The 16288-nt window shown below is 47.8% G+C and carries 14 protein-coding genes and 1 pseudogene; 10 read left to right on the top strand and 5 right to left on the bottom strand.

Annotated features, from left to right (window positions below; translation table 11 throughout):
• Positions 1-549: 549 nt before the first annotated feature.
• From ACR9Y8_RS18720 to ACR9Y8_RS18700, 5 genes are all read left to right on the top strand, one after another.
• Positions 550-3111, top strand: a complete 2562-nt coding sequence (locus ACR9Y8_RS18720) for an NACHT domain-containing protein (RefSeq protein ID WP_481214772.1) — start codon at positions 550-552, stop codon at positions 3109-3111.
• Between the two features lie 36 nt (positions 3112-3147).
• Positions 3148-4068 carry a transglutaminase domain-containing protein gene (locus ACR9Y8_RS18715; RefSeq protein WP_481214771.1) on the top strand — a complete coding sequence of 307 codons (921 nt, stop codon included), beginning with the start codon at positions 3148-3150 and terminating at the stop codon, positions 4066-4068.
• A gap of 31 nt (positions 4069-4099) precedes the next feature.
• Positions 4100-5953 (top strand): chloride channel protein, encoded by a 1854-nt coding sequence (locus ACR9Y8_RS18710; RefSeq protein ID WP_481214770.1) that lies wholly within the window; start codon positions 4100-4102, stop codon positions 5951-5953.
• A gap of 23 nt (positions 5954-5976) precedes the next feature.
• The gene (locus ACR9Y8_RS18705; RefSeq protein ID WP_481214769.1) at positions 5977-6594 is read left to right on the top strand and encodes an NAD(P)H-dependent oxidoreductase; all 618 of its coding nucleotides are present in this window, start codon (positions 5977-5979) and stop codon (positions 6592-6594) included.
• Between the two features lie 211 nt (positions 6595-6805).
• Complete coding sequence (locus tag ACR9Y8_RS18700) at positions 6806-8707, top strand: monovalent cation:proton antiporter-2 (CPA2) family protein (RefSeq protein ID WP_481214768.1); 1902 nt, start codon at positions 6806-6808, stop codon at positions 8705-8707.
• A 6-nt stretch (positions 8708-8713) separates the two neighbouring features.
• On the opposite strand, the gene ACR9Y8_RS18695 is transcribed toward ACR9Y8_RS18700, so the two are convergent.
• Positions 8714-8965 (bottom strand): hypothetical protein, encoded by a 252-nt coding sequence (locus tag ACR9Y8_RS18695; RefSeq protein ID WP_481214767.1) that lies wholly within the window; start codon positions 8963-8965, stop codon positions 8714-8716.
• Between the two features lie 92 nt (positions 8966-9057).
• Here ACR9Y8_RS18695 and ACR9Y8_RS18690 point away from each other — a divergent pair, with 92 nt between their 5' ends.
• Entirely contained in the window at positions 9058-9612 is a 555-nt protein-coding gene (locus tag ACR9Y8_RS18690) for a cupin domain-containing protein (protein WP_481214766.1), read from the top strand.
• Positions 9613-9618: 6 nt separating this feature from the next.
• Here the strand turns inward: ACR9Y8_RS18690 and uxuA are convergent.
• Positions 9619-10793: pseudogene (uxuA, locus tag ACR9Y8_RS18685) on the bottom strand (mannonate dehydratase).
• 80 nt (positions 10794-10873) lie between these two features.
• Here uxuA and ACR9Y8_RS18680 point away from each other — a divergent pair.
• The 3 genes from ACR9Y8_RS18680 (at position 10874) to ACR9Y8_RS18670 (ending at position 13580) form a co-directional block, all read left to right on the top strand.
• Positions 10874-12130: an alkaline phosphatase family protein gene (locus ACR9Y8_RS18680; protein ID WP_481214765.1), complete on the top strand. Its 1257-nt coding sequence runs from the start codon at positions 10874-10876 to the stop codon at positions 12128-12130.
• A gap of 332 nt (positions 12131-12462) precedes the next feature.
• Positions 12463-12942: a hypothetical protein gene (locus ACR9Y8_RS18675; RefSeq protein WP_481214764.1), complete on the top strand. Its 480-nt coding sequence runs from the start codon at positions 12463-12465 to the stop codon at positions 12940-12942.
• 167 nt (positions 12943-13109) lie between these two features.
• Positions 13110-13580, top strand: a complete 471-nt coding sequence (locus ACR9Y8_RS18670; protein ID WP_481214763.1) for a hypothetical protein — start codon at positions 13110-13112, stop codon at positions 13578-13580.
• 122 nt (positions 13581-13702) lie between these two features.
• Here ACR9Y8_RS18670 and ACR9Y8_RS18665 read toward each other — a convergent pair whose 3' ends face one another.
• Genes ACR9Y8_RS18665 through ACR9Y8_RS18655 form a run of 3 tightly spaced genes read right to left on the bottom strand, consistent with a single transcriptional unit; the run spans position 13703 to position 15295 of the window.
• Positions 13703-14188 (bottom strand): ribonuclease H-like YkuK family protein, encoded by a 486-nt coding sequence (locus ACR9Y8_RS18665; RefSeq protein WP_481214762.1) that lies wholly within the window; start codon positions 14186-14188, stop codon positions 13703-13705.
• Positions 14175-14330: a hypothetical protein gene (locus tag ACR9Y8_RS18660; RefSeq protein WP_481214761.1), complete on the bottom strand. Its 156-nt coding sequence runs from the start codon at positions 14328-14330 to the stop codon at positions 14175-14177. Before ACR9Y8_RS18660 ends, ACR9Y8_RS18665 begins: the two co-directional genes overlap by 14 nt.
• 20 nt (positions 14331-14350) lie before the next feature.
• Complete coding sequence (locus ACR9Y8_RS18655) at positions 14351-15295, bottom strand: SRPBCC family protein (protein WP_481214760.1); 945 nt, start codon at positions 15293-15295, stop codon at positions 14351-14353.
• Between the two features lie 213 nt (positions 15296-15508).
• On the opposite strand from ACR9Y8_RS18655, the gene ACR9Y8_RS18650 reads away from it, so the two are divergent.
• A complete protein-coding gene (locus ACR9Y8_RS18650; protein WP_481214759.1) occupies positions 15509-16282 on the top strand; it encodes a murein L,D-transpeptidase catalytic domain family protein in 774 nt (257 codons plus the stop codon).
• Positions 16283-16288: the final 6 nt, after the last annotated feature.

Raw genomic sequence — 16288 nt, 5'->3', positions numbered from 1 at the left:
TGGTTAGGGTTCTTATTTTTTAATGCGTTACGGTTTTCACTATCGTTGTTCCAAACGCTGGCAAGGGCTATGAGGGAGGGGAATCTATTACTGTTTATTAGTTGGTATAACCGGCACGAATGTACTCTGAAGGGTGGGATTAAGAAAATTCATTTCATTCAGGAAGACGGAGATGTTCATACCATCCATTAGTCTGTACTTTGTTCTTTTTATTCATTTTTTAACACGCAATGGTAGTATGCCCAGCAGGAATAAGTGAAGAGACTTAGTTGCTTTGTTCACCAGTTTTAGCAGTATAATTGACAGTCCTAACTAATTAGTGTAAAAACAAATATGAACTACCTATCATTGACTTAGATATGCAATCGTTATAACAAATGCCATTCAGGCATATAGTAATTAAAAAATACGTTAATGTATAGCGTCGGTATCATGTGATTCCTACCTAATATTAATTTTAAAAACGGTAAATCTAAATGTCTCATCTGTACGTAATTATTTCTTGAAACCTAAAGACTATCCATCATCTAAAACCATTTATCACTCCCTATGATAGATCTATCCTATGATTTTATCATAACGCTGCAAAAAGAAGTGCTGCGGAGATTTGGCGTAGAAGTAATGTTGCCGGGAGACTGTAAACACCTCTCGCAATCCATCCTGGACGCCACTACTAAACTGGTCAGCGAAACAACCCTCAAAAGAGTGTTCGGATTTGCCGTAGCCCAGCACAGCTTCTCCCGTTATACACTTAATACCTTATCACAATATTGCAATTATAAAGACTGGGAAGACTTTCAAACCCATCATTATAAGCGGCTGAGCGGCGACGTAGCTGTGGATAACAGTAAATGGGCCGACCTTAAGAACAAGGCCGATGCTGTCTCCCATTATACAATGGTGACGTTAAAGAACCGCTCTGGTGTTTCTTTTACATCCACCGTTCCGCGGCAATATTGCACTGCCCATATAGAAAGGTTCCTGGAAAGTGATTATGCCGCTACTGCATTCATCGCGCCCTCCGGCTGGGGAAAATCAGTGACCCTGGTACATCTTGCAGAACATTTCTGGTTTGGCAAAGAGGCCCGTTACAAGCAGGATATTTGCTGGTTCATCCACGCACATGCTGCAGGCAGCCTGCTGCTGAAAGGGTTCTCCCTTTCCTCCTGGCTGGACAACCAGCTTAACCTGGGCAGTGGCGAAAACTTCCGGGAATATTTTGCCAGCCATTTTGATAAAAAAGGTGGCCGCCTGGTACTGATCATAGACGGTTTTGACGAAATAGCGGTAGCCGGCGACAAGCTCCGGCTGATGTATACCAAGCTGGAAGACTTTGTATATTCCAACGATCTCTTTCCCTGGGTAAAAGTGATACTGTCTATCCGCAGCAATACCTGGGCTGAAATATTCCAGCATTCCGTGCAGTACCCCGCTTTTCGCCGCTACTGGTACCTGGGCGCGGAAATGGACGAAGAAACCAATATCAACCTGCCGCTGCTCACCGAACAGGAAGTTAAATCGATCTTATACAACCACCAGTTTGACCCGGCCACCGTACGCACTTTTAGTGAGCATTTCCTGCAAAAGCTGCGTTACCCGTACTACCTGCAGCTGTTCTGCCAGCTGAACGCCGGGCCGGAGCAATCCCTTGCCGATGAGCATCTGAGCCTCTTCGAGATCGTTTCAAAATTCATACAGCAACGGGTATTCAGCTCCCAGACCAATTCCTTCAAGATCCGGATCATTGAACAGCTGCTGTCGCTCCTTGATTATGGCCGCGGTGGACAGTATATCGACAAGCAACTGCTGCTGAACCAGAATTCCGATCTTTTCCCGGCTTATAAGGAATTGCTGGCGGATAATATACTGGTGGAGGAGAACCTCAGCCAGGAGATCATGTTCAATGTAAAGGTGCGCTTTGCGCATAACTTCCTGCTGGAGTACTTCACTGCCATGCATTATATTCAGGAAGGCGGCCACCTGATAGGAGAGCCTATGTTGCAGGGAGTATTGCAGCACCTGCCTCCCTCTACCTATCGCGCCAGCGTATTTAAATGGCTATTGCGCTATGCCCTCAATAATGACCAGCCGGAGGGCATCCGAAAAATGTTCGACCTCCCGCTTTCACACATAGAAAAATCATTCCTGCTGGAATACCTGGTGCTGCATTATCAGCACGAAGGCGACCGCCAGGTAGAGCTGAAGACCATCTTCCCCCCTGGATACTTTAAGAAACACCCGCTCAGCGAATTTATCAGCGAGGAATTCATGCATTTCAGCAAGCGGAAGGTATTGCTGGCCCTGTTCGGGCTGGCGGATGGACCGGAAGACCGCCTGAAAATAAGGAGCATTCTTTTCCGGATGTCGCTTATGCAGCTGGATGCCGAGCAATGCGAACTGGAGCTCAATAACATCAAAAGGATCTGCAACAGGGAACATATGGATGACAGTCTCTGGATCACCCCCTATGAAATTTACCTGTTCATCTATGAATACCTGAAATTTGGCATTGTTAACGAAGGCATCAAGGAAAAGATCTATAACTATACCCGCTACTGGAGCGGTACCTCGCAGCCGCAATTCTCCGTACAGCAGGAGATCATATACCGCAATATGGGACTGGTGTTCATACTGATGAATGATTATGCCCACCTGTTCAATTTCAGCAAGCGGCTATTTGAGAACTATCCTTCGCTGCAATACCGGAAGTTTGACACCCTCCGGCAAACGTTGCTCTGCTGGCAGGCCTATGCACAGCTCAACCTGGGCAATCATCAGATGGCCGAAAAAATATGCCGCCACCTGGATGAAGTGCTCCACCAGTATGCGGCAGACCTTTACGGGGTACGTTACCTGGAAACACTGCAGAAGGTCATCCTTGCAAATGTGCATTATAACAACCAGGAATATAATAAGGCGATCCGCGCAGCTGAAACAGCCATGGAAACTGCCCAGAAACAAGACCTTAAACTATTGGGGCTCATGAACTTCTCCCTGCTGCGCAAGATCTACCAGCGGCTGAAAATGGACAAGCAATTATTCCAGGCCCAACAACAGATTGAGCTCATACAAAGAAGCACATCATTTAAACAGGTGGCTAAAATGTGGTAATAAAACTTCTTCATTCTTGGCATAATTTTGCCTTATTTGCAAGGCAGAATGGCTATCGATGAAAGTAAATACACCAGCCTCCAGGAATTCCTGCTCAACATGTTGAGCCTGTTGACCGTAATACCGCTGGCACCCTATCTGAACCGGTATATCCCGCAGATTGTAGCGGGAGGCTGGCACCTGGACATGATGGTTTCCATTATCCTGTCTTTCCTGTTCACCCGTTTGCTTTTATGGATCTTCAAGCCCCTGATCATTCCCGCCTTTGCGTTGGTAACGGGCGTACTGCTATTCAATTATTTCTCAGGCCGTTACACCTTCAACAATGTGCTGAACGACTATAAAGGCATGGTACAGGGCAACTGGGGCGCTAAAGACAACAAGATGCTGGATATCCTTAGCCTGTACCCTACCCGTGTGGAAACTTACCGGGATAAAACAGTAAAAGGCATCAAAGACAAGGTTAATTTCAAGGATTCCCTGGTGCGCAATTTTTCCGTACAGCATTCCCTGGAAAACTTCGATGAATACTTTCCCAAGTACGGAAAAGCAGTACGGTACCTTTCGCTCTTCCGCTATATCAACACCCATTTTAAATACGTGCAGGATTCCCGCAGGGACGAATACTTTGCCACCCCACAGGAAACCATTATGAACGGGCTGGGTGGCGATTGCGATGACCACTCTATTCTTATGGCCTCCTGCCTGCAGTCTATTGGCGCACGTTGCCGTATTGTGCTGATACAGGGGCATGCCTACCCGGAACTATATTGCGGCAACAAAGCAGATTTTGAAGCGCTGAAGCAGGCGATCGTGACCCTCTTTCCCAGGCCCGCCGTACGCGAAATTTATTACCATGAAATGAAAGGTAATTACTGGATCAACCTGGATTATACCGCGCGCCATCCGGGCGGCCCGTATATGAACGATAAGGTGTACGCACTGATAGAATTGTAGCTTCCGCCCGTTAATCTTTACCTTTGCAGGTATGAGCCAATTCAGCCGTATCCGCAAATACCACAGTTTTCTTCGCTTTAAACAGGATTTTGAACGCTACAGTGTAAAGAAAGTGAGAAGCTATGAGCTCATTATTCACTGGCTGAGCAGCAAACTGAACAGAACGCAGTTCCTTATCCTCTCCGGCATACTGGTGGGCTCCGCTGCCGGGCTGGCGGGTGTAACCCTGAAAATGCTGGTACACTACATTCACTACGTTATCACCTATAAAGTACATTTCAGCACACAGATATTTTTTTACCTGGTCTTTCCCTTCCTCGGCATTGTGCTGACCACACTGGTGGTGATCTGGTTTTTTAAAGGGCAGTCCCGCAAAGGGATTCCGGCCATCCTATACGAGATAGCACAGAACAGCAGCCTGGTGGCGCCTGTAAAGATGTACTCGCAAATACTGCAAAGCGCCATCACTGTAGGGCTGGGCGGCTCTGCAGGGCTGGAAAGCCCTATTGCCGTTACAGGGGCGGCTATCGGCTCCAATTATGCCCGCAATTATCATCTCGGCTACAAGGAACGGACCTTGCTGCTGGCAGCAGGCGCCACTGCAGGAATAGCGTCTGCTTTTAATGCTCCTATTGCCGGAATGATGTTCGCCTTTGAGATATTGCTTACCGGTGTGGTGTTCTCTGATTTTATACCACTCATACTGGCTGCTGTTTGTGGCAGTCTCTTATCCAAGGTGATCCTGCAGGAAGAAGCGCTTTTTCACTTTGAATCCCGCGTGCCTTTTAATTACCACAATGTACCCTACTATCTTGTACTGGGTATTCTGTGTGGTTTTTATGCGCGTTATTTTGTGGTAATCTCCCGGAAGGTGGAACATTTCTTTCTGCGGCTGCAATGGAGCAAACTGCAGAAGGCCATGCTGGGCGGCGCCGTGGTATCATTGCTTTGTGTGATGATGCCTCCCCTGTTCGGAGAAGGTTATCAATCTGTTAAGCAGCTGGTGAATGGCGATGCAGGCAACATTATCCAGCATAGTTTCCTGCGGTATATTCCTGTGCAGAACTGGATCGTTTTGCTCTTTGCCGGTTGTGTATGCCTGCTCAAGAGCTTTGCCACCTCCTTTACCATCCAGGCGGGTGGCAATGGCGGTAATTTTGCCCCCTCCTTGTTTGCCGGGGGGTTCCTGGGATATTTCTTTTCCATGCTTTGCATACAGATGGGCCTCTCCGGAGTGCCGGTGATGAACCTGGTGATCGTAGGCATGGCCGGCGTGATGAGCGGTGTATTATATGCTCCGCTGACGGCTATCTTCCTGATTGCCGAATCCAGCTCAGGATATGACCTTTTTATACCTTTGATGATCGTATCAACTACCTCCTTCCTGGTGGGCAAATGGTTTTCCACTATTTCACCTGATCTGAAGGAACTGGCGGATGCGGGTAAGATCTTTACCCGTGAGCATGACAGGAATATCCTGTCTATCCTGAAGATTGAAGAACTGGTTGAAAGGGATGTGCAGCAGATCAATATTAACAGCAGTTTACGGGAGCTGGTAGAACTTATTAAAGCGGGCAAGCGCAATATGGTGGCGGTGGTGAACAATGAATATTTCCTGGAAGGCATTATAACACTGGAAGACATACGTCCCATCATGTTCAACCCCTCACTATATGACACCGTTTTCGTTAAGGAGCTGATGAAGGCGCCGCCGGCGGTGGTTCACCCCGAAGACAGCGCAGCTGAAGTGATCCGGAAACTGGACGAAGCGCATGTATGGAACCTGCCGGTAGTGGAAAATAAACGCCTGGCAGGCTTTGTGTCTAAATCAGGCATCCTGAACCGCTACCGGCAGCTGCTGCAGGAATATTCGGATGCAGAATAATGAATAATTAACTAATTTATGGTATGGCAAAAATACTGATCCTCTTTGCGCATCCGGCGCTGGAGAAATCGCGGATACATGCGGGACTGGTGAACAGTGTCAAAGGAATGGAAGGAGTTACCCTGCATGACCTGTATGAACTGTACCCGGACCTGGATATAGACATAGAGCGGGAACAGGCGCTGCTGCTACAGCACGACACCATCCTCTTCCAGCATCCTTTTTACTGGTACAGCGCTCCGGCCATTATAAAGCAGTGGCAGGATCTGGTGCTGGAGCACGGTTGGGCATACGGCCATACCGGCACTGCCCTGAAGGGCAAGCGGATGGGCAATGTGGTGTCGGCCGGCGGTTCCAGGGAGTCTTATACCCGTGGTGGACATCATGGCTTTACCGTTCATGAGTTCCTGCTGCCTTTCCGGCAAACAGCGAACCTCTGCAATATGTATTACCTGCCGCCCATGGTCATTCATGGCACACACCGCATGGAGAACAAGGATCTGCCGTTCTGCTGCCAGTCTTACCGCCGGCTGCTGGAAGACCTGCGAGACGACCGTTTTACACAGGCCGCATTGGAGGAGGCAGAATACCTGAACGATTTAACTCCTGCCGAAGTATCCGGAGAGGATCATCATGGCTAGTAAGCGCTTACTAAGCTGTGATGCGCTTTAACCTAAGCTTCCATGCGCTTTTAGTGCGGAAAGCACTAAAGCAGGGTTAAGCTCTCCCGGCGATAACACTAAGGTAAGACGAGGAAAAGACCAGGAGAAGACTAGAAAAAGACCTGGATAAAACTAAGAAAACACAAAGAAAACATACGAACAACATCGGTAACCGTCGAACCGTCACTTTATGGACCAACACTCCTTTTTCTTTACTGCTTTGATATACCTGGCCGCCGCTGTTGCATTTGTACCGCTTGCCAAAAAGCTGGGGCTTGGTTCTGTACTGGGCTACCTGCTGGCCGGCATTTTCATAGGCCCTAACGTAATGAGCTTCATAGGGGCTGAAGGCCAGGACATCATGCATTTTGCAGAATTTGGGGTGGTAATGATGCTGTTCCTGATTGGCATTGAGCTGGAACCTGAACTGCTTTGGAAGCTGCGTGCGCCCATCGTTGGCATGGGCGGTATACAGGTTGTGGCTACTACCGCGCTGATCGCAGGCCTGGCCTGGTTGATCGGCCTGCCCCTGCAAGCTGCGCTGGCGCTGGGAATGATCCTTTCCCTGTCTTCCACGGCCATTGTGCTACAAAGCCTCAAAGAGAAGGGCGCTATGTCATCTGCCGCTGGGCAGAGCGCATTTTCTGTACTGCTATTCCAGGATATTGCCGTAATCCCCATGTTGGCCGTCTTTCCGCTCCTGGCTCCTGCGGGCGCTGCCCATGATAGCGGGAGCCATACCTTCCGGGAGAACCTGCCCGGCTGGGCGCAAACGCTGGTGGTAATAGGGGCAGTCAGTATCATTATAGTGGCCGGGCGTTACCTTGTAAGGCCGCTGTTGCGCCTGGTGGCCGGCACCCGGATACGGGAGCTGTTCACCACTTTTGCCCTGCTCTTAGTGGTGGCTATTACAGTACTGATGACGATCGTGGGGCTTAGTCCTGCGCTTGGAGCTTTTTTAGGCGGCGTGGTGCTGGCCAATAGTGAATATCGCGCCGAACTGGAAAGCGATATAGAGCCCTTTAAAGGTCTGTTGCTGGGCCTTTTCTTTATGGCGGTAGGGGCCTCGATCGATTTCAAGCTGGTGCTATCCAGCCCGTTGCTGATGCTGGGCTTTGTGCTGGCGCTAATGCTGCTGAAAGGCCTGCTGCTGTTTGCCCTGGGAAAGATCTTTCGCTTAAGCACAGACCAGAATATGCTTTTTGCTGTCAGCCTTTCGCAGGTAGGTGAATTTGCTTTCGTACTCCTTTCGTTCAGTCAGCAGACCGGGATATTACCGGCACAAACTACCGGCATGATCACTGCTGCCGTGGCCCTGAGCATGGCTTTTACTCCGCTGATGATCATGCTTTATGAAAAGCTGCTGCAGCCAAGATTTACTATTACAGAAGATTCTGCCCGCGAAGCGGACGCTATAGATGTAAAGAACCCCGTGATACTGGCAGGTTTTGGCAAGTCTGGCAATATAATAGGCCGTTTTCTGCTGGCCAATGGTGTACGCACCACCATACTGGACCTGGACTCTGACCGCATAGACCTATTGCATAACCTGGGCATACGCGCCTATTACGGCGATGCTTCCCGGTATGACCTGTTGCATGCGGCCGGCGCTGCAGAAGCGAAACTGATCATCATCGCCACCGGCTCCATTGAACAAACGACTGACGTGGTGAAAATGGTACGCAAGCACTTTCCGGACCTTCAAATGCTGGTGAAAGCAGAAACCATTACAGACGTATTTGACCTGATGGAACTAGGGGTACTGCATATTTACCGCGAACCGCTGGACACTTCACTGCGGATGGGCGCCGATGCACTACGGATGCTTGGTCACCGCGCCTATAATGCCCGCCGTGCAGCCGCCACCTTCCGCCGGCATGATGAAAAAGCACTGAAAGAGCTATCTGCCCTGCGGGATGACAGGAAAAGCTTCCTGAACATGTTTAAAGAGCGGATAGAGGAAATATCAAACCTGATCAATAAGGATAAAATCAACCCGTGGAACAATGAGGCCGACAGCTGGGACGAACGCTCCCTGATCGCAGAATCAAAGGATGACGAGGAGATAAAGCCTGTTAACCAGGGCGCCTGAGCCCCGTCAGGTGTTCTCCGGTGTATCTGTTCCTTCAAGATGTTCTTCAATACGGCGTGCTACATTTTCCAATAAACCGGCATCTATATGCCCCGGTTCTTTATGTGTATCGCTTACCGCGCGCAACTGGCCTTCTTCATCCGGCTCGAAGGTGATGTCGTGCTGTTCGATCTTTACCTTATACACTGCCTTATATTGCTGCACCCATGGCCGTACTTCCAGGATATGCGGTTGACCGTTATGTTCAAACTTTAACATGAAATTTTCCATACTATTTTTCCTCCCTTATCAAATTTAAACTTTTATGGTACAAGAGTTGAGGCATAATAACATTTATAAACTCACATCTTATGGCACAGCTTGTTTTATTATCCAGCGAGGTACAGCCATATTCCCTCAAAGATGATGGCATTTTTCCCAATAACGAGCACCTGCCGGTGTTATACTATGAAGACTGCCTGCAGGTGCCTGATAACTTTGCAGCGGGACCGGGCATTGAAGCACTCTTCATCAGCAATAACTGGGGCGGTGTGTGGCAAAATGGTATTTATGACTTTCCTCATTATCACAGCACCTCTCACGAAGTAATAGGTATAGCCGCCGGTCACGCTAATGTGCAATTTGGCGGCCCGCATGGCATTGTGTTGCCGCTGAAAAAAGGCGATGTAGTGATCATCCCTGCAGGAGTGTCACACTGCAGTCTTGACAGCAGTACAGATTTCCTGTGTGTGGGCGCCTATCCGCCGGGCCAGGAACAGTATGACATCATGAAAGGATTGCCAGGCGAAAGGCCCGATGCAGATGCACGCATAGCCCTGTTATCAATGCCGTCAACAGATCCTGTTTACGGAGGAGACGGTCCTCTGTTCAATTACTGGATGGAATGGCGCAGGCAGAGCTTATAGGCAGCTTCATCGCCCGTTTGACATTCCGCCGGCAATACCCAGCTCCAGGCCGAGCAGCGCTGCCAGGCCTTTCATCCTGCCGATGGCGGTATATCCCGGGTTAGCCTGTTTATGAAGATCATCCAGCATGCGGTGCCCATGATCGGGACGGAAGGGTATCGGCTGCGGTTGTTGTTGCTGTAGTTCAAGTAAAAGCTTCATGACTGCGTACATATCAACATCGCCATTCAAGTGATCCGCTTCAAAGAAATTACCCTTATCATCTTTCTGTACATTACGCAGATGCACAAAATGTACACGGCTGCCGATCATCTTCAGGATAGCCGGGAGATCGTTGTGGCGGCCGGCGCCCAATGAGCCGGTACAGTAACAGATACCATTGGCAGGACTATCTACTGCCTGGAGTATAAATGCAATGTCATCATAATTGCTTACGATACGAGGCAGGCCCAATACATCAAAAGGAGGATCATCAGGGTGAATGGCCAGTTTAATATTTAACTTTTCCGCTACGGGCGTCACCTGTTCCAGGAAATATTTCAGGTGCTGACGCAGATCGTTACGGGTAATGGAAGCGTAATTGTGCAGCCGTTCTTTTATACCCGGTATATCCAGTTTTTTTCGCTGGGAATGCCCAGCAGAATAGTATCGGCGATCGCCTGCTTCTGCGCTGTCGTATACTGCTGCCAGCGAAGTGTTGCTGTTGCCACAGCAGCAGGGGCATGATCTTTAGCCGCGTTATCTCTTTGCAGTAAGTGAATATCGAACAAGGCCAGATCTGCCGGGTCGAAATACAAGGCCTCTGCGCCGTTAGAAAGACGATAGCCTATATTGGTACGCACCCAGTCAAGCACCGGCATGAAATTGTAGGTAACAATGCGGATATCACAAGCCGCAAGGTTTTCCAGTGTTTGTTTGTATTTTTCAATATAGGTACGGTAATCGTCTGTTTGTGTTTTGATAGACTCGTGCACGGTAACACTTTCGACTACATCCCAACTTAGACCTGCAGCAGCTATCATCTGTTTACGCTCATTGATCTCGTCTACGGTCCATACTTCTCCATGAGGAATGTGGTGTAATGCGGTAACTATGCCGGTAGCATCCGTTTGACGGATATCCTGCAAAGTAACAGGGTCGGCTGGCCCGAACCAGCGCCAGGTGGGTTTTAGTAATTGCATATCTGTGGAACTATTGGCATAACTGAAATGTAACACGTAAAATAGTAAATGATCCCTAATTTTATTGTTTTATTCCGGATATGATACAACGCCTACTGTTATTTAGCCTATTCGCCAGCTTATCCTTTTCCGCCTTTGCCCAGGACACTACACAACATATCGTACCGGGCCGCAGCAACAGCGCCACCCAGCAACAAAAGCCTTATGTAATCATGATCTCCATAGATGGATTCAGACATGATTATGCACAAAAATTCAATGCGCAGCACCTGTTGCGGCTGTCTGCTACAGGCGTACGTGCAAAGAGCATGCAGCCAGGCTTTCCCAGTCTTACCTTTCCCAATCACTATGCGTTGGCCACGGGTATGTATCCTTCTCACCATGGCATAGCAGACAATATATTTTATGACAGCAGCCGTACCAGGCAATACCGTGTAGGTGACCGTGCTGCGGTGGAAGACAGTTCCTGGTACAAAGGCACGCCGTTGTGGGTACTGGCAGAAAAACAGCAGATGCTAAGCGCCAGTTACTTCTGGGTAGGGTCTGAAGCGGCTATCCAGGGCGTGCGGCCAACATACTATTTCCTTTATAATGAGCTGGCCGAAGCTGACAGCCGCGTACAGCAAGTGGCAAGGTGGTTAAGTCTTCCGGAAGACCAACGCCCGCACCTGATTACTTTCTATTTTCCTGAAGTGGATCATGCAGGGCACCGGTACGGGCCCGATTCAGACAGTACACGGAATGCTGTGCAATTTGTGGATGCGGCTATTGGCAGGATGGTGGAAGCAGTTGCAAAGCTGCAGCTGCCCGTTAACTTCGTTATTGTATCAGATCATGGCATGACGCAGGCAGATACGCTTCATCCGCTCAGCCTTCCTGCAGATCTTTCTCTTGATGATTGTAAAATAGCTGCGGCCAATGAAAAGATCATGCTGTATAACAATGATCCTGCACGGGTAAAAGCAATATACCAGAAGCTGAAAGCAGGGGCGAAGCACTACCAGGTATTACTCAGAGAGGAAACACCGGAAAGGTGGCATTACGGACAGGAAGATCGTCATCATCTTATTGGCGACATTATCCTTCTGGCGGATCCCGGTTATTCCTTTGCAGGGAAAAATGGCCGTATATCTCCCGGGCACCATGGCTATGACAATAAATTGCCGGATATGCAGGCGGTATTCATGGCATGGGGGCCGGCATTCAAAACCGGTTATACCAGAAGTGCATTTGCCAATGTGCATGTCTACCCATTGATAGCCCATATCTTAGGATTAACAGTCACGGAAAAGATAGATGGGGACCCTGCAGTATTAAGAGATGTACTAAAGGATTAACTCCGTTTATCTCGAAAACTTTATATTATCTTTAAGCTTAATTTATCTCTTACCTATGCAAAAACAACTGCTAAGTGCCCTTATGCTGGCAGTTCCAGGATATTAAGATTTACCCTTATCAGGGTTATAGGTTACAATAAAAACTAACATGCGCAGGCTGCCTTTCCAGGCGGCCTGTCCTGTCAATACCGGAAGCTGTACTTCCATTTTGTTTTAGCAGTAGATATATAATATGAAACCATAATTATTAAAATGAACAAAATGGTTAATGGCCGGATGAATAGTGAATAATAGCTTAGCAGCGTTTTTTTCAGATTAAACCAACCATACTAATGACTGCAAAAAATGCATTTCCCATTGTAATGCCCGCCGAAATCTTACTTGAGGCAGTACAGAAGCTGACCGAACTTTACCATTTATTAGATCCTTACCTGCGCCAGCTAACACCTGAGGAGCGACAGGGTTTAATCAGGGTGCAGGAGCACACCATTCCCTTTATTCAGAAAACTGTAGTATACGCCCGTTCCCAGCCGCAGTTTGCGCCGCCCTTCATAGCACCTGAAGAGCTGCAGAAAAACGTAAGCGCGGTTGCCGGCCTTACTCCATTGTTTTACCTCGCCGAGCAGCTGTACAATAACGTGGATGATACCATGCTACTGTGCGGAAGCGAAGCCTACTCAACGGCCCTTGGCTATTACCATTCGGTAAAGCGGGCGGCCACATTAAATGTGCCGGATGCAGATGTTATTTATAATGATCTGCAACAGTGGTTTTCTGGCGGGGCGCGTCGTAAAGCGCCGCTAACGGAATAACCATTGCCGGCTTTGTCTGTGAAGAAATGTTTACAGGGCGTCTTTACAGGCGCCCTGTTTATTTGAAAAAAATTATATGTAACTGATATCCAACTGTTAAAGAATGTTAACGCTTTAAACTCCTTTTTCCGGTGGCTGTCTAACTATCAGATCAAATATATGCGAGTATGAAACGAATCTTAATGCTGGCTATACTGTTAACGGGTACTATAGCTTTCCAGAAAGCAGGTGCACAGGTGAGGGTGAATGTAAACTTCAATATCGGCAGTCAACCGGTTTGGGGACCTGTAGGTTATGATTATGCAGAATATTATTATATGCCTGATATTGAAGCATACTATTACGTGCCTTCCAGGCAGTTTATATACCTTGATGGTCCGCGCTGGGTATGGGCGCCTTCTTTACCGCCACGTTACCGTGGTTATGACATCTATCATGGCTATAAGGTAGTGATCAATGAACCAAGACCTTACCTGCATCACAATACCTATAAGGTAAGATATGCAGGATACAGGGGCCGTCACGACCAGGTGATTATCCGCGACAGTCATGATGCAAGATATTACAGGGTTAAAGGCCATCCTGAGCATGGCAATTGGAAAAGAGAAAGATCAAGAGGAAGAGGCCACAGGGATTGATGTGGTTACATGGTTTGCTTGTTAAAAGGGCCGGCTGCTTATGCAGCCGGCTTTCTTATTTCTGAGGTATAAAGATCTGGCACAACTGGTCTATCAGTACGCCATTGCCGGTGAGGCTGATATCAATGAACCGCTTTGTCTGCGCAGCTGCTGCTGGCAAAAGCAAAGGGTTTTGCTTTAAAGGAAAAGCCCATTCCCAGGATGTAACCCATTGCATCTTTCAAGGCGTCGTTACTTTTAAACCCTGGATTGGTATTAATATCTGCATGTACCTCCATGTCTACATTGAAGGCGGTGAACAGGCTGCATAATTCGTAGGCAACCTCAATACTTTTCGCTACTTCCGTAAGCATCCGCTCTTTAACAGACATTCTTTTAACCATAGTGTCATTATGGATGTACATAAAGCCACCTTTACCTTTGCGAATAAATACGATCACTGTAGCAAACTCTGTGTAGCAGCCATTCACCTGGCTGTCTGTACCGATGCATACTTTCATTTCATGACCGTTGTCCCGGGCGTTTAACAATACCTCCCGCACTTCATCCTCAATAGTCTGTCTGACTATTGTCCCACTCAAACGCCTCCATTGTTTACGATGTTCCATGGGTTGATTCTGCCCATTGCATCTCTTCAGGACCGGAGGTATCTGCTATCTCAGTTGCGATGGCGTTGACCGCAGCGGTTGTAAATACATTGTTGATGATAGTATATCCTGCAGTTGCGAGTTGCTGTTGGTTGATGTCCAATCTCCGGGTTGCATGATCAATTACTTTTCTGACTGCTGCTTTATATGCTCCAGCACTCTTTGATGTATCTTATGAATGATAAATGTACTCCACTGACGCCAGTAAAATGCAGGCTTTATATCATGATAATACCAGGTAGTCCCTTCCAGTAATGTATTACCATTGGGTAGTGGTACTAAGCGAAACTGCCCTTGTTTTGAAACAAAATAGTCATGCAGATGAGGCGCTTTCACATCCCAAAAACTTAGCTCTTTCATCGGCGCGGGTTGCTCCACTACATCAAATTTCAACAAGCGGGGCGCATCCCATACGGTAATAGGTTCAACGAAGCTGCCGGTATTGAAGTTGCAATGCCGCACTGCCCCAACACCTTTGCCTGATATTGTTGCGTTGACAGGGTAAGCTATACCCGCCTTAAAGATAAGGGTAGTTGGTTCGGGTAGCTGTGGAAATACTATTACATGTTTCCAGACAGTTTCCGGAGAAGCTTTTATTTCTACAGCAGTGGTAACTGCGACAAGCGACGGCGGATAACTCTTCTCAACAAAAGACAGTGAAGGAATGCTGCATGTAAGTATCAATATCACCAGCGGCGTTTTGCCGGGCGTCTTCCTGACCAGCTCATATCCCAGTAAACTGCCTATCCAGGTTAGGATAATCGCGGGGGGAGCCGCCATGGCGATACAAACAAGTCCTTCCATCGCACATAGTATCAACAGCACCATACATATACCAAGCGTCCAAAAGCCGGTCTTCACAACTGCCCATCGGGTTAGCTGTCTTTTATAAGCGTAAATTGCGGCTGAAAATCCGCCGATGAAAATGGGGGTTAATATAAAAAGCGCTATTCCGTATTCACCAATTCCATAAATCCCCCATGCGGTTAACAGGAGGGCAACAAACGAGGTTAATCCGATTGCCACCCATTTTCGTGGCGTTTTGTCCACAGGTAAGAGCGTATTCATAAACGGCATGTTAACATTTTCAAGGGCCAAAGATAATAGACCTACCGGACCCGGCTGTTCAATTGTCCTAAAAATGTTAAAAAACCGTTACGACGCCTTTTCCAGCTTCATTTTCCATGGATTTTTCCGACCTTTGCACTATTGTCCAGCTGACCATACTGAGCAATCTTTGAAAAACTATTTATTTATCCAAGTGTAAAAGAAATTGTGCAGATGCGTATACCTATCCGAAAAAAAGCCAAGTATTTACTCTTACCAGTTATCTTTTTTACTTTTTTATTTGCCGACCATGTCTCGTCCTCTACAGGGCCTGCCAGAGCAATAAAAAAAACCAGCCCGGCCATCAAGGCGGCTACCAGCGCTATGATGGTTTATGACAGTTTGCAATTGGGCGGACTGGGCCTTTCAGAGGAAGCATTTACCTATGGCATGCAGGGATTTCAATACCTGCTGGATCATGGCCGTCTTAAGAATGACAGTGTGATCGCCATCGTGGATTTCAGCCTTCCTTCCAGCCAGAAACGCCTATTTGTGATCGATGTCAGGAACGCCCGGTTACTGTTCAATACGCTGGTTTCTCATGGAAGGAATTCCGGCAAACTCAACGCTACCAGTTTCTCCAATAAGCTCAACAGTTATAAAAGTAGCCTTGGTTTTTATATTACTGATAATACCTACATGGGTGAACACGGGCTCTCTTTGCGCCTAAGGGGTACAGAGAAAGGTATTAACGACAATGCCCTGAGCAGAGCTATTGTAGTTCATGGAGCCGATTATGTAAATGAAAACCTGATAGATAGCCAGGGATATATAGGACGCAGCCTCGGTTGCCCCGCTATTCCCTTATCTGTACACCGCGAGGTGATCAATGCAATCAGCAACGGCGCCTGCCTGTTCCTGTACAGCGCTAACAAGAATTATATTACCAGGTCAAAAATACTCAAAGCACCCGGACACAATATTGCAATGACTACACCAGTCATGTAAACCGGT

The organism is Chitinophaga sp. SVR4-12A, assembly GCF_056754765.1.
The sequence above is the reverse complement of the archived record's forward strand: the minus strand, read 5'-3'. Positions and strand labels throughout refer to the sequence as shown.

Coding starts and splice junctions, on each gene's coding strand:
- ACR9Y8_RS18655 (WP_481214760.1), bottom strand. CDS start 15,295: ATGAATACGCTCTTACCTGTGGACAAAACGCCACGAAAATGGGTGGCA.
- ACR9Y8_RS18680 (WP_481214765.1), top strand. CDS start 10,874: ATGATACAACGCCTACTGTTATTTAGCCTATTCGCCAGCTTATCCTTT.
- ACR9Y8_RS18665 (WP_481214762.1), bottom strand. CDS start 14,188: ATGGAACATCGTAAACAATGGAGGCGTTTGAGTGGGACAATAGTCAGA.
- ACR9Y8_RS18700 (WP_481214768.1), top strand. CDS start 6,806: ATGGACCAACACTCCTTTTTCTTTACTGCTTTGATATACCTGGCCGCC.
- ACR9Y8_RS18695 (WP_481214767.1), bottom strand. CDS start 8,965: ATGTTAAAGTTTGAACATAACGGTCAACCGCATATCCTGGAAGTACGG.
- ACR9Y8_RS18670 (WP_481214763.1), top strand. CDS start 13,110: ATGAAACGAATCTTAATGCTGGCTATACTGTTAACGGGTACTATAGCT.
- ACR9Y8_RS18650 (WP_481214759.1), top strand. CDS start 15,509: ATGCGTATACCTATCCGAAAAAAAGCCAAGTATTTACTCTTACCAGTT.
- ACR9Y8_RS18705 (WP_481214769.1), top strand. CDS start 5,977: ATGGCAAAAATACTGATCCTCTTTGCGCATCCGGCGCTGGAGAAATCG.
- ACR9Y8_RS18675 (WP_481214764.1), top strand. CDS start 12,463: ATGACTGCAAAAAATGCATTTCCCATTGTAATGCCCGCCGAAATCTTA.
- ACR9Y8_RS18710 (WP_481214770.1), top strand. CDS start 4,100: ATGAGCCAATTCAGCCGTATCCGCAAATACCACAGTTTTCTTCGCTTT.
- ACR9Y8_RS18690 (WP_481214766.1), top strand. CDS start 9,058: ATGGCACAGCTTGTTTTATTATCCAGCGAGGTACAGCCATATTCCCTC.
- ACR9Y8_RS18720 (WP_481214772.1), top strand. CDS start 550: ATGATAGATCTATCCTATGATTTTATCATAACGCTGCAAAAAGAAGTG.